The following is a 13,749-nucleotide window of genomic DNA, read 5'->3' as shown; positions in this document are numbered from 1 at the left end:
CTCAATTATTCTTTAGATTTAAGCTCATAACCAAGGTCTGATTCCTCTTTCGCCTGGCGCTCCTGCTCCTCCTCACACTTCTGAGGATCATCACCACAAATGCTGCACTTACCTTCGATACCAACATTTGCCAAACCGCCACACGAACCCGAGATAGGCTTACGCCCCATCAATACGCCAACCGACATTGCAACCACGATACAAACCAATGCGATTAGAGTAAAAATCATCGTTGTCATAATAAATATCTCACCTCACCAGGTAATTATTAAACCCCGGCGTCATTATTTCTTCGAAACCCTGCGCATTCTTCACAATGAAAAATGCATCAATATTGTGCGCCTGGGCAAACTTATAACCGTCCTCAGCACCCATCACCATCAATGCAGTTGCATAGGCATCAGCTTCAGCACAAGTTTGTGCCAGCACAGTAACCGATGCGAGCTTATGCTTGATAGGCTGCCCAGTTGCAGGATCTATTGTATGCGAAAAACGCACACCATTCTCTTCAAAATAGTTCCTATAATCACCCGATGTCGCTATACCAACATCTTTTACCGCGATTATTTTTTGAATCTGTCGATCAAATGTCTCTGTCGGTGTCTCAATGGCAATGCGCCACTCCATCCCATCAGGCTTAAGCCCTTTAGCACGCAGTTCGCCACCTATCTCAACCAGATAGCTTTCTATCCCTTTTTCCTCAAGAAGCTCCGCAATCACATCAACACCATAGCCTTTCGCGATAGCCGAAAGATCAAGGTAGATCTCTGTGTCTTTGATCAACCTTCCATCATGCAGATTTACTTTAGCGTAACCCACATGATCATAAAGCGACTGAATTTCATTATCGGTGGGCGCTTTTACAACACGACCATCAGGACCAAAGCCCCACATATTAACCAAGGGCCCAACCGTTATATCGAAAGCCCCGTTAGATTCTTGACTAATTTTTTGCGCAAGCTGGAGAACATAGTTCAACTCTGTGCTTAAAGCTTGTTCATGACCGATTTGAGCTTGATTGATCAATGATAACTCTGAATCAGCTATATAGGTCGACATAGACTGATTAACAGCCTTAAGCGCAGAATCTATTTCACTTTTAAAGTTATCTTGCTCAGAAGAGGAAACGTACTTAACCGTGTAAGTCGTTCCCATGGTTAGCCCCTGATAGGCCTGAATCTTTGCAGGTTCAGCCAGGCAACCGGAGAGTAAAAATAAGACCAAAAACAAAGTGGCCAGCAGCGAAGCTGCCGGCCACTTGGAGTTATGTCTAAAGACAAACATCAAATGATTAACCACCAAAGTCATCAAGGAAGATGTTTTCACGCTCAACACCAAGGTCAAGCAACATCTGGATAACTGCAGAGTTCATCATTGGAGGTCCACACATGTAGTACTCACAATCTTCAGGCGCTTCATGATCCTTAAGATAGTTTTCGTACAGTACATTATGGATAAAGCCTGTCAGACCATCCCAGTTATCTTCTGGCTGAGGGTCTGAAAGCGCAAGATGCCAATCGAAGTTGTCATTTTCCGCAGCAAGCATATCGTATTCATCGTCATAGAAGGACTCACGCATTGAGCGAGCACCGTACCAGAACGAAATCTTACGAGTAGAGTTCAGACGCTTCAACTGATCGAAGATATGAGAACGCATTGGCGCCATACCAGCACCACCACCAATGAATACCATTTCGCTATCATTATCAGTAGCGAAGAATTCACCGAATGGCCCGTATACAGTGATCTTGTCACCTTCTTTCAGGTTGAATACGTACGAAGACATGATTCCCGGTGGGAAATCAGTACCCGGAGGTGGAGAAGCAATACGGATATTGAACTTAACAACACCACGCTCTTCAGGGTAGTTCGCCATCGAGTAAGCACGGATAGTCGGTTCAGTTACAGTAGACACATACTGCCACATGTTAAACTGATCCCAGTCACCACGGTATTCTTCCTGAATGTCGAAGTCTTTGTAGTTCACGACGTGTGGAGGACATTCAAGCTGAACATAACCACCGGCACGGAAGTCTACATTTTCACCTTCAGGCAGACGCAGTGTCAGCTCTTTGATGAATGTAGCAACGTTAGGGTTAGATTCAACAGTACACTCCCACTTCTTAACACCAAAGATCTCTTCTTCAAGCTCGATCTCCATGTCCTGCTTAACAGCAACCTGACAAGAAAGGCGCCAGCCTTCCTTAGCTTCACGCATAGTGAAGTGAGATTCCTCAGTAGGCAGCATAGAACCACCACCACTGTGAACTTCACACGCACACTGCGCACAGGTACCACCACCACCACAAGCTGATGGGATAAAGATCCCCTGGTCAGCCAGAGTCTGTAGCAGCTTACCACCTGCAGGAACGGTCACTGATTTCTCAGGATCATTGTTAATACTAATTGTTACATTGCCGGAGCTAACCAGCTTTGAACGTGCTGCCAGAATTACCGCCACCAGTACAAGTACTACGGCGGTAAACATGACAACTCCTAGAACGATTTCAGCATTCATTGGCTAATCCTTCCTTTGTTGACCATGTAGGCATTAAAGCGATACGCCAGAGAAAGACATGAAGCCCAGTGACATCAAACCAACAGTAATGAAGGTGATGCCCAGACCACGTAGACCTTCTGGTACGTCGCTGTATTTTAGTTTTTCACGGATACCTGCCAGCGCTGTAATCGCCAGCGCCCAACCGATACCTGCACTTACACCGTAAACAACGGATTCACCGAAGTTATAATCACGCTCAACCATGAACAGCGCTGCACCCATGATCGCACAGTTTACTGTGATCAGAGGCAGGAACACGCCCAGAGAGTTATAAAGCGCAGGCACATACTTATCCAGGAACATCTCCAGGATCTGTACCATCGCCGCGATTACACCGATGTATGAGATATAACCCAGGAAGCTAAGATCCACTTCAGGATAGCCAGCCCACGCCAGTGCGCCTTCACGCAGCAGCAAGTTATAAATCAGGTTGTTTACAGGAGTTGTGATTGCCAACACAACGACAACAGCAATACCCAGACCCAGAGATGTCTGAACTTTCTTGGAGATAGCCAGGAAAGTACACATCCCAAGGAAGAATGCCAACGCCATGTTTTCAACGAAAATCGCCTTAACGGCAAGGCTGATGTACTGTTCCATTACACAGCCTCCTTCTTAGTGTTCTTAGCCAGTTCAAATTCTGGAGCTTCGACCTGATCCTTATGGAAAGTACGAACCAACCAGATGAACATACCGATAATGAAGAACGCACTTGGTGGCAACAGCATCAAACCATTACCCAGGTACCAACCACCATCGTTAACCAACGGCAGCACTTCATAACCAAACAGTTTACCCGCGCCGAATAGCTCACGCAGGAAACCTACGAAGATCAAAACAACACCGTAACCAAGACCGTTACCAATACCGTCCATGAAAGAGATCCCCGGAGGATTCTTCATCGCGAACGCTTCAGCACGACCCATTACGATACAGTTAGTAATGATCAGACCAACGAATACCGAAAGCTGCTTAGAAACATCATAAGCAAACGCTTTAAGGATCTGGTCTACCACGATTACAAGTGACGCGATGATAGTCATCTGGCAGATGATACGCACGTTACCAGGAATGTGGTTTCGAATGATCGATACAAACAAGTTAGAAAATGCAGTTACAGCAATTACTGCCATGGTCATTACCATCGCAGTATTCAGGTTAGATGTAACCGCTAAGGCAGAACATACACCCAGGATCTGCAGACCGATTGGGTTGTTCTTAAATACCGGATTACTCAGTACTTCTTTAGCTTGTGACATCGCTTACGCACCTCCCGCTTTCAGGTTGCTCAAGAATGGCGCATAACCATTCGCACCCATCCAGAACTGAACAAGGTTGGTAACACCGTTTGCAGTCAAAGTCGCACCTGCAAGACCGTCAACCTGATGCTTAGCATTAGCATTAGCCGGATCTACTGTACCTTTAATAAGGCCCAGCACTGGTTTCATTGAACCCTGCGGGTAAACTTCTTTACCTGGCCACAGCGATTTCCAGTTAGGGTTATCAACCTCACCACCCAGACCAGGAGTCTCTGCGTGAGAATAGAAACCGAAACCTACAACCGTGTTCAGGTCACCCTCTAATGCCAAGAAGCCATAAAGCGTAGACCACAGACCGTAACCGTGTACTGGTAGGATCAGTTTTTCTAGCTTGCCATCTTTTTCTACCATGTATACCGGCATTACTTTCGCCTGATATTTGATAGAAGCGATATCGACTTCTTTAGGCAGCGCTTTACCCAATACTGGATCTTTTGCTGCCTTCTTAGCGTCATATTTTGCTGGCACTTCTGTTGTAAATTTACCTGTTTCCAGATCAACATACTTAGTCGTGATCTGAGCAAACAACTCATCTACAGTCTTGCCGGAATCACTGATACCAGCCGCTGCCAGAATGTTACTTTTACGGTCCTGATCTTTGTTAGCAATCTGTTTAGGCTTCAGTAGAACTGCAGCTGCAGATACGATTACTGAACAGACAACACAAAGCAGAACGGTGACGGTAATCGTCTTACCGATAGTGTCATTATTAGCTGACATCGCGCGCCTTCCTCCGTTTAATGTTTGCCTGAACGACAAAGTTATCAATCAGTGGAGCAAACAGGTTCGCGAACAGAATCGCCAGCATCATACCCTCTGGGAATGCTGGGTTAACTACACGAATCAGTACCACCATCACACCGATCAAAGCACCGAAGTACCACTTACCTTTGTTCGTCATAGAAGCAGACACAGGGTCTGTCGCCATAAAGAACATACCGAATGCAAAACCACCCAGCACAAGGTGCCAGTAGAACGGTAGCGCAAACATTGGGTTGGTATCAGAGCCGATAATGTTAAACAGGGTCGACGTTGCAACCATGCCGAGGAAAACACCCGCAACAATTCGCCACGCTGCAACTTTAGCCACCAATAAGACGAAACCACCAATGGCAATCGCCAGCGTGGACACCTCACCTACAGAGCCCTGGATATTACCCCAGAATGCATCGAACCAAGTGATGTTCTGAGCAAGCATTGCGTCAACACCACCTGCTGCCGCGATGCCCAGAGGCGTAGCACCAGAAAATCCGTCTACTGCAGTCCAGATTGCATCACCTGACATCTGCGCAGGGTATGCAAAGAACAGGAATGCACGGCCTGTCAGTGCAGGGTTCAGGAAGTTTTTACCTGTACCACCAAATACCTCTTTACCGATTACAACACCAAAGCTGATGCCTAGCGCAACCTGCCATAGAGGGATTGTCGGTGGCAGAATCAAGGAAAACAGGATCGAAGTAACAAAGAAACCTTCGTTAACTTCATGGCCTCGCTTCATCGCGAACAATACTTCCCAGAAACCACCTACAACGAACGTTACGATGTAGATTGGCAGCCAATAAGCAGCACCATGAATGATGTTGTCCCATAGGCTATCAGGGTTAAAGCTTGTAAGCGCGCCTGCGATAGCACCCTGCCATGTAGAAGCTTCGGTAAGACCCAGCTGAGCCATAGCAGTGTTTGCCTGCAAGCCAACGTTCCACATACCGAAGAAAACTGCTGGGAATGTACACATCCACACCAGAATCATCATACGCTTCAGATCAACTGCGTCGCGTACGTGAGCTGCTGTTTTAGTTACATGGCCCGGAGTATAGAAAATGGTATCCGCAGCTTCATAAAGCGCGTACCAGTTTTCATACTTACCGCCCTTGTGAAAGTGCGGCTCCATTTTATCTAGAATATTTCTCAAGCTCATGATCAGGCCTCTTTCTCGATACGCGTCAGATTGTCGCGAAGGATTGGACCGTACTCATATTTACCTGGGCAGGCAAACGTGCACAGCGCGAGATCTTCCTCATCAAGCTCAAGACAACCCAGCTCCATGGCATGAACGATATCACCTGTTACCAGGGCACGTAGCAACTGAGTCGGCAGGATATCCAAAGGCATCAGCTCTTCGAACTGACCTACAGGAACCATTGCTCGCTCAGAACCATTGGTTGTAGTTGTAAAGTCGAACTTCTTAGAAGGATTCAGGAAAGAAGCGAATACATTAAGCACAGAGAACTTATTAGTACCAGGCACAACCCAGCCCATAAATTCGCGCTCATCACCTTCTTCAAGAATCGTAATCTGGTTAGCGTAACGGCTTAGGTAAGCAAAAGGACCCGCAGCTGCGCGACCGCTCCAAACGGAACCGCTGATGATACGGTTATGATCACCCTGCTGAGCACCTTCCAGCACTTCATTCAGATCTGCACCCATGCGTGTACGCAACAGACCTGGCTTAGCCGCCTTAGGACCTGAAACAGCAACAACGCGATCAGTGAACAGCTTACCTTCAGTAAACAGCTTAGCAATTGCTATCACATCCTGATAACCAATCGTCCATACTGTTTTCTGCTGAGATACTGGATCCAGGAAGTGAATATGTGTACCCGCATTACCTGCAGGGTGCCCACCTTCAAACTCCTCAACCGTCACACCTTCAGCAGTAGGAATATCTGCACCTGGCGCTTTACAAAGGTAAACAGTTGTTTCTGACAATTTAGTCAGAATCTGCAGACCTTGCGCAAACGCTTCTTTATGTTCAGCAATAATCACAGCTGGATCAGCTGCAAGTGGATTGGTATCCATTGCTGTAACAAAGATAGAGTTAGGAGCAGTGCCCGGCTTTGGCACACGGCTAAATGGTCGCGTACGCAGAGCAGTCCACATACCTGATGCAACCAGATTCTCCTGAACCTGCTCACGTGTCAGAGAAGACAATTCGCCAGCACTGTATTTATTGAATTCAACCGCTTCGTCACCGTCCAGTTCAATCACTACAGATTGAAGTGCACGTCGCTCACCACGGTTGATAGCCTTCACTACGCCAGCACCTGGTGCCGTGTAATGAACGCCTTCTGTTTTTTTATCGGAAAAGATCACTTGACCGAGTTTTACTCGATCACCTACCTTGACGGCCATGGTAGGTTTCATACCTACATAATCAAAGCCAACAACGGCAACGGAGCTAGCTGCAGGAGCGTCTAAAATAGACTGCTCAGGAGCGCCCGTGATCGGTAGATCCAGACCTTTTTTGATCTTGATCATACGCCTCACCCAATTACGTTAAACTGTTTCAGGATTCCATTTTCGAATTTAGCAACACCTTCGGCCTGTCCCCGAACGAAAGATGCGCCATTATATTTTTATAACGAAAACAGAGTTACCCCACCCAAAAATCCGACTAAGTATACCTGAGCGGCGTGTCATTTTTCTACAAACACCCTTGCATATCAGCACCTTCCCAGAACTAAAGTAGGTACCACAACATAGAATTAATATTTATATACCTATTACTAAATCGAATATTGAGCAATATATAAACAAAAAGCCACCGTATTGGTGGCTTTTTGAGCAATTGAACTAAATGTTCAGATTTACGCTTTCGGGAACGCCGGCAGCGTGCACTGAGCCATTTTCTGCATCATGCGGATAACCTGGCAGCTGTAACCGAACTCGTTATCGTACCAAACGTAAAGTACGCAACGCTTACCGCCAGCAATAGTAGCCAGGGCATCAACAACACCTGCTGCACGCGAACCAACAAAGTCAGTTGATACCGCTTCAGGGGAGTTGCTGTAATCGATCTGCTTCTGCATTGGACCGTGAAGCGCCGCTTCACGCAGGTAAGCATTCAGCGTTTCTTTATCAGTTTCGCTTTCCAGGTTCAGATTCAGAATTGCCATGGAAACATTTGGCGTTGGAACACGGATTGCGTTACCTGTCAGCTTACCTTCCATTGCAGGTAGCGCTTTAGACACCGCTTTAGCCGCACCCGTTTCAGTGATAACCATGTTAAGGCCAGCCGCACGACCACGACGATCACCTTTGTGGTAGTTATCGATCAGGTTCTGGTCATTCGTGTAAGCATGAACAGTTTCAACATGACCATTTTCGATACCGAATTTGTCGTAAACAGCTTTCAGAACCGGAGTGATTGCGTTTGTAGTACATGACGCCGCAGAAAGAATAGTATCTTCAGGTGTAATATCAGCATCGTTAACACCCATTACAATGTTCTTAACGCCTTTACCCGGAGCTGTCAGCACTGCACGAGAAGCGCCTTTTGACTGTAAGTGCAGAGACAGGCCTTCTTTGTCACGCCATTTGCCCGTGTTATCAATAACCATTGCGTTATTGATACCGTAAGCTGTGTAATCGATCTCATCCGGAGAGTTAGCAAAAATAATTTTGATAACATTACCGTTCGCTGTGATGGTGTTGTTCTCTTCATCAACAGTGATCGTACCTTTGAACGAACCGTGAACAGAGTCACGACGCAACAGGCTTGCACGCTTTTCCAGATCTTTAGCAGCAGCGCCTTTACGAACAACAATTGCACGCAAGCGAAGCGCCTGACCACCACCTGTACGCTCAATCAACAGACGCGCAAGAAGACGACCGATACGACCGAATCCGTATAGAACAACGTCAGTCGCTTCACGCTCTTCAGAATCGATCGCTTCAGCTAACTCAGCCTTCAGGAACGTTTCAAGATCCTGGCCATTGCCTTCGTTGCGGTATTTAACTGCCAGCTTACCTACGTCAACGTGCGCATTACGTACGTTAAGTTTCTGAACAGCTTCCAGAATTGGAAAAGTATCAACAACCGTCAATTCCTGCTCTTCAACCTGACGCACGAAACGGTGTGCTTTCAGAATATCGATAACAGAACGTTTGATGATCAGACGACCGAAAACAGATGTCTCAACATTCTGGTCACGGTACAGGCTACCCACCACTGGAACCATAGCTTCAGCTAGGGATTCGCGTTCTTTCCAATCTGTAAAAACTTGATCTTGGCTCACTTGAAACTCCAAAAAGTTTTCTCAACTCGTTGGTAAACCGTTCCCAGAAAAATAAACAACTATTTAGCTAAGTACGGCCACGTAAAATTTTGGTGCGCGCATTATCCTCTTTTCCGTCCCATTGAGCAAATGCAGCATAATAGACTTTGGAACCATTGCCTGATCAAAAATAATAATTATAGAGCTCTGATCTACCATTTAACCCGCCAGCCGTTAAACTATGCGGCCTTAAAGATGAGTTAGCACCTTATAGGAGCCAGCAAGTGCTGCAATTAGATTACCCTCTTCCATCAGGCCCAGGGGACCGCAAAACGATTGGTCAGGTTCACGGGGCAGCAACAGGCCTTCTGATATCTGACGCAACTAAACGATTTGACGGCTTTACTCTGGTGATCACCAAAGACACCCTGGAAGCTAATCGCCTTCTGGATGAGGTTAATTTTTTCTCTGCCGATGAAAAGATCGGAGAAATACTCTCTTTCCCTGATTGGGAGATTCTTCCATACGATACATTTTCTCCGCATCAGGACATTATCTCTGAGCGCATTTCTACCTTAAACCGACTTCCAAGCCTTAAAAACGGCATTCTTATCGCTCCCCTGAGCACATTAATGCACAGGACCGCGCCTGCAGACTTCATCGCCGGCAACTGCTTTGACATTAAGATTGGCGACACGATTAATCCTGATGCCCTACGCAAGCAACTGACCGATGCTGGCTACCATGCAGTAGAAACGGTTCTGGAGCACGGTGAGTATGCGATACGAGGCTCCATCATCGACCTCTTTCCAACCGGAAGCGAACACCCTTTCAGAATTGAATTGTTTGATAATGAGATAGAAACCCTTCGTACTTTTGATCCTGAAAGCCAACGCTCTATCGAAAAAATAGAGGCGATCAACCTACTACCAGCAAAAGAATTTCCTTTCGATAGTCGAGCTATCAGCAACTTCAAAGCCCGCTGGCGTGAACGCTTTGATGTTGATTACCGCCAGTGCCCTATCTATACAAACATCTCTGATGGGCTGACTTCACCCGGCATCGAATACTATCTCCCGCTTTTCTTTGATGATTCCAGCTCCATATTTGCTTCACTACCCGAGAAAAGTCAGATCATTGTTGATAGCACGCTTGAAGATGCAGTCGCGCTATTTACAAAAGAAGTCGAAGAGCGCTACGAACAACGCCGCTACGACATAACCAACCCAGTTCTGACACCACAGGAACTTTTCCTAACAACCGATCAACTGTTTGCTGAGCTTAAAAAGCACGGCCGCCTGACTTACACAGCTGAGTCGATTGAGGAAAAATCGGGACGAACCAATATTGATTGCAATGAGGCACCCAATCTCCCGGTAGACTCTCAACACAAAGAACCATTAACTGCCCTTCAGAATTTTTTAATGAATAGAGATGGGCCTATTCTATTCTGCGCAGAATCAGCAGGCCGACGTGAAGCCCTGCTTGAACTTCTGGGCCGCATAAATATCAAGCCAAGCCTGGTCAACGGATGGAACGCCTTTATCAAGGGCGATGAGGATCTGGCAATAACAGAATACCCTCTGGAACAAGGGCTATCCTTTCCAGGCCAGTACCATGTCATCACAGAAACACAATTGTTTGGCCACCAGGTATTCCAGCGCCGCCGTCGCTCAAAAGATCAGGAGCAGAATGATCAGGTTATTCGCAACTTATCGGAACTCAATACCGGCTCACCCGTTGTCCATTTAGATCACGGCGTTGGCCGCTACCTGGGGCTACAGACCATAGAGCTAGATAACCAACAAAATGAATTCCTGACACTAGAATATGCTGAAGGTGCAAAGCTTTATGTACCCGTCTCATCACTACACCTCATCAGCCGCTATACAGGCGCGGGCGATGAACATGCACCCCTGCACAGATTAGGCACAGAACAGTGGACTAAAGCCAAACGCAAAGCCGCAGAAAAAGCGCGCGATGCAGCAGCAGAACTACTGGATATTTATGCCCGACGTGCAGCACGCGAGGGCTTTCAATTTAGCAGCCCGGATGAACAGTACCTTCAATTTGCTTCCACCTTCCCCTTTGAAGAAACACCCGATCAGGCAGCCGCTATTGGCAATGTAATAAGAGACATGACCGCCAAACAACCAATGGATCGGCTTGTTTGCGGCGATGTTGGCTTCGGCAAAACCGAAGTAGCTATGCGCGCGGCCTTTGTTGCCGCTCAGAGCGGTAAACAAGTGGTCATACTGGTTCCGACCACCCTGCTCGCACAACAGCATTACCAGAACTTTCTCGATCGCTTTGCAGACTGGCCGGTGAATATCGAGCTTATTTCCCGATTCAGAACCGGCAAGCAACAAACCGCTATTCTAGAGAAGCTTCAGTCAGGCAGTGTAGATATCGTTGTAGGAACGCATAAGCTGCTTTCAGGCGACATCAAGTTTAACAACCTGGGTCTTGTCATTATCGATGAAGAGCACCGATTTGGCGTACAACAGAAAGAGCGCCTTAAATCCCTTCGCTCTGAAGTCGATATCCTTACCCTGACTGCGACACCTATTCCACGAACGCTGAATATGGCCATGTCCGGCATTCGGGATCTGTCCATCATTGCGACACCGCCAGCCAAACGCTTATCTGTTAAAACCTTTGTCCGCCACAGCGACACTACGCTAGTTAAGGAAGCAATTCTGCGTGAATTGTTACGTGGCGGTCAGGTGTACTACCTGCACAACGAAGTTAAATCGATTGAAAAAACCGCTGAAGAGCTAAGCGAGCTCGTCCCTGAGGCACGCATCGGGATAGGTCATGGTCAGATGCGCGAACGCGAACTTGAACAAGTGATGTCGGATTTCTACCACAAGCGATATAACATTTTACTTTGCACCACGATCATCGAAACCGGTATCGATGTGCCTAATGCGAACACCATCATCATCGATCGCGCAGATAAATTTGGCCTTGCCCAGCTTCATCAGCTACGCGGACGCGTTGGACGATCGCACCATCAGGCCTATGCCTACCTACTGACGCCGCATAAGAAATCGATGACCAAAGATGCGATCAAACGCTTAGAAGCGATTGAGTCAGCAGACGATCTGGGTGCAGGCTTTACCCTGGCCACTCATGACCTGGAGATCCGAGGAGCAGGTGAACTGCTTGGCGAAGAGCAAAGCGGCCAGATGCAAACCGTAGGCTTCTCACTGTTTATGGAGATGCTAGAGCAGGCTGTTGAATCGATTAAAGAGGGCAAAACACCCAATCTGGATCAACCGCTTCGCCACGGAGCAGAAATTAACCTTAATATTTCCGCCTTGATCCCGGAAGATTACCTACCTGACGTTCACAGTCGCCTGATTATGTACAAGCGCATTGCTAACGCAGCTTCCGATAAAGAGCTCAAAGAATTACAAGTGGAAATGATCGACCGCTTTGGCTTACTGACCGATCAGGTTAAAAACCTATTCAGACTCACCTCTCTCAAACTCAGATCTGAATCGATGAATATCTTTAAAATTGACGCGGGCGACAAATCCGGCAAGATCGAATTCAGCTCTGAAGCTAAAGTCGACCCATTAACTTTAGTAAAAATGGTTCAAAATCAGCCACAAAGATATAAACTGGACGGCGCAGATAAACTTCGCTTTACCCTGGATATGGAGAAAACCGAACAGCGCTTTAAAGCCATAGAAGGCCTACTAAGTGACTTAGCGGTAAAAACATCATGAAGAGAATCTTAAAAGCGGTTGCCCTATCAGGCCTTTTAACCCTGTCTAACAATGCTTTCACCGCTGACTGGTTTAAAGTTGAAGTGGTTGTTTTTGCAAACAATGCCAGCGAACCGCTAAGCGCTGAATACTGGCCAACCATTACCGAAATACCTGAAAAAAGTCGCGCAACTTATCTAGGCGGTGAAGGAAACGGTGCCTATCAACGACTATCCAGCAGCGCCCTGAGTCTAAAGCAAGCAAAAAACAGCTTACGCGCCAAAGGCGATTACAAAGTACTGTTTCACTCTGCCTGGATGCAGCCTGTTGTTGAAACTCAAAATCCCCGCCCAATTAAAATTCGCGGTGGAGATATTTTAGATAACGGCATGCATGAACTAGAAGGCTATATTGCCGTAGGCCGTGGACGATACCTTCATTTCCGCCCCGATCTGTATTTAAATCGCCCGCTTTCAACTGAAGAATCCGCCCTGCTAAAAAACCCAATTTCGTCGCAGGCAAAGGACAGCATCAGTGATACACAACTCACCATGCAGAGTGCCAGCGGAGCAGCACCAAGTAACAATCTCATCCAGCTACCCGACATCCTTACGGTGAACCTGAATCAAGCGCGAAGAATGCGCTCGAAAGAGCTCCACTATATAGACCACCCTCTCATGGGGATTCTGGTTGAAATAAAACCCGCTCAATAGAAAAAGTCTTAACAGGCAATGCTGTGCACTTAAGGAGTGAACAGCATTTATCTTAAATAAAACCGTAGCGAGGGGCTTGAATCTGAGCTGTTAGGGAAATTGGCCGGTTTTACACATCTGCTCGATGAAACAAGGCTTCACTTTACTCAGGATCATGAATTCACTACCTGGATCGAATTGATTAACCAGATTCTGGAAAATTATTTTACTGCGGATGAACAGGATGAGATTAGCCTGAATACTATCCGTAAAACTTTGCAGGGCCTTCAGGAACAGTTGAAAGATGCCAATTACTCCCAGGCCTTGTCGCCTTCGGTTATTGCCCATTACCTGATCAAGGGAATCAATCAACAACGCTCAAGCCAGCGTTTTATGGTCGGTTCGGTTAACTTTTGTACCTTAATGCCAATGCGTTCAATTCCATTCCGCGTTGTCTGCCTATTA

General features: G+C 46.8%; 11 protein-coding genes and 1 pseudogene. 3 read left to right on the top strand and 9 right to left on the bottom strand.

Annotated features, from left to right (window positions below; all coding sequences use genetic code 11):
• Positions 1-5 precede the first annotated feature (5 nt).
• From nqrM to MED92_RS00675, 9 genes are all read right to left on the bottom strand, one after another.
• Positions 6-239: a (Na+)-NQR maturation NqrM gene (gene nqrM / locus MED92_RS00715; RefSeq protein WP_007019538.1), complete on the bottom strand. Its 234-nt coding sequence runs from the start codon at positions 237-239 to the stop codon at positions 6-8.
• Positions 240-249: 10 nt separating this feature from the next.
• Positions 250-1,326: an FAD:protein FMN transferase gene (locus tag MED92_RS00710; protein ID WP_238321477.1), complete on the bottom strand. Its 1,077-nt coding sequence runs from the start codon at positions 1,324-1,326 to the stop codon at positions 250-252.
• Positions 1,292-2,518, bottom strand: a complete 1,227-nt coding sequence (gene nqrF, locus MED92_RS00705; RefSeq protein WP_007019536.1) for an NADH:ubiquinone reductase (Na(+)-transporting) subunit F — start codon at positions 2,516-2,518, stop codon at positions 1,292-1,294. The genes MED92_RS00710 and nqrF overlap by 35 nt, the downstream gene beginning before the upstream one ends.
• 33 nt (positions 2,519-2,551) lie before the next feature.
• On the bottom strand, positions 2,552-3,160 hold the full coding sequence (gene nqrE, locus MED92_RS00700) for an NADH:ubiquinone reductase (Na(+)-transporting) subunit E (protein ID WP_007019535.1): 609 nt from the start codon (positions 3,158-3,160) through the stop codon (positions 2,552-2,554).
• Positions 3,160-3,819: an NADH:ubiquinone reductase (Na(+)-transporting) subunit D gene (locus tag MED92_RS00695; protein WP_007019534.1), complete on the bottom strand. Its 660-nt coding sequence runs from the start codon at positions 3,817-3,819 to the stop codon at positions 3,160-3,162. Before MED92_RS00695 ends, nqrE begins: the two co-directional genes overlap by 1 nt.
• A 3-nt stretch (positions 3,820-3,822) precedes the next feature.
• Positions 3,823-4,599: a Na(+)-translocating NADH-quinone reductase subunit C gene (locus MED92_RS00690; RefSeq protein ID WP_007019533.1), complete on the bottom strand. Its 777-nt coding sequence runs from the start codon at positions 4,597-4,599 to the stop codon at positions 3,823-3,825.
• Positions 4,589-5,797 (bottom strand): NADH:ubiquinone reductase (Na(+)-transporting) subunit B, encoded by a 1,209-nt coding sequence (locus tag MED92_RS00685; RefSeq protein ID WP_007019532.1) that lies wholly within the window; start codon positions 5,795-5,797, stop codon positions 4,589-4,591. Before MED92_RS00685 ends, MED92_RS00690 begins: the two co-directional genes overlap by 11 nt.
• 2 nt (positions 5,798-5,799) lie before the next feature.
• Positions 5,800-7,137: a Na(+)-translocating NADH-quinone reductase subunit A gene (locus tag MED92_RS00680; RefSeq protein WP_007019531.1), complete on the bottom strand. Its 1,338-nt coding sequence runs from the start codon at positions 7,135-7,137 to the stop codon at positions 5,800-5,802.
• Between the two features lie 329 nt (positions 7,138-7,466).
• Positions 7,467-8,897: a glyceraldehyde-3-phosphate dehydrogenase gene (locus MED92_RS00675; RefSeq protein ID WP_007019530.1), complete on the bottom strand. Its 1,431-nt coding sequence runs from the start codon at positions 8,895-8,897 to the stop codon at positions 7,467-7,469.
• Positions 8,898-9,160: 263 nt separating this feature from the next.
• Here MED92_RS00675 and mfd point away from each other — a divergent pair, with 263 nt between their 5' ends.
• The 3 genes and pseudogenes from mfd to MED92_RS00660 form a co-directional block, all read left to right on the top strand.
• The gene (gene mfd, locus MED92_RS00670) at positions 9,161-12,613 is read left to right on the top strand and encodes a transcription-repair coupling factor (RefSeq protein ID WP_007019529.1); all 3,453 of its coding nucleotides are present in this window, start codon (positions 9,161-9,163) and stop codon (positions 12,611-12,613) included.
• Complete coding sequence (locus tag MED92_RS00665) at positions 12,610-13,305, top strand: CsiV family protein (protein WP_007019528.1); 696 nt, start codon at positions 12,610-12,612, stop codon at positions 13,303-13,305. The genes mfd and MED92_RS00665 overlap by 4 nt, the downstream gene beginning before the upstream one ends.
• Positions 13,306-13,404: 99 nt before the next feature.
• Positions 13,405-13,749 (top strand): annotated as a pseudogene (locus tag MED92_RS00660) (exodeoxyribonuclease V subunit gamma); the annotation flags it as partial.

It is taken from the genome of Neptuniibacter caesariensis, assembly GCF_000153345.1.
Lineage (GTDB): Bacteria > Pseudomonadota > Gammaproteobacteria > Pseudomonadales > Balneatricaceae > Neptuniibacter > Neptuniibacter caesariensis.
This window is presented reverse-complemented; position numbering and strand designations above follow the sequence as displayed.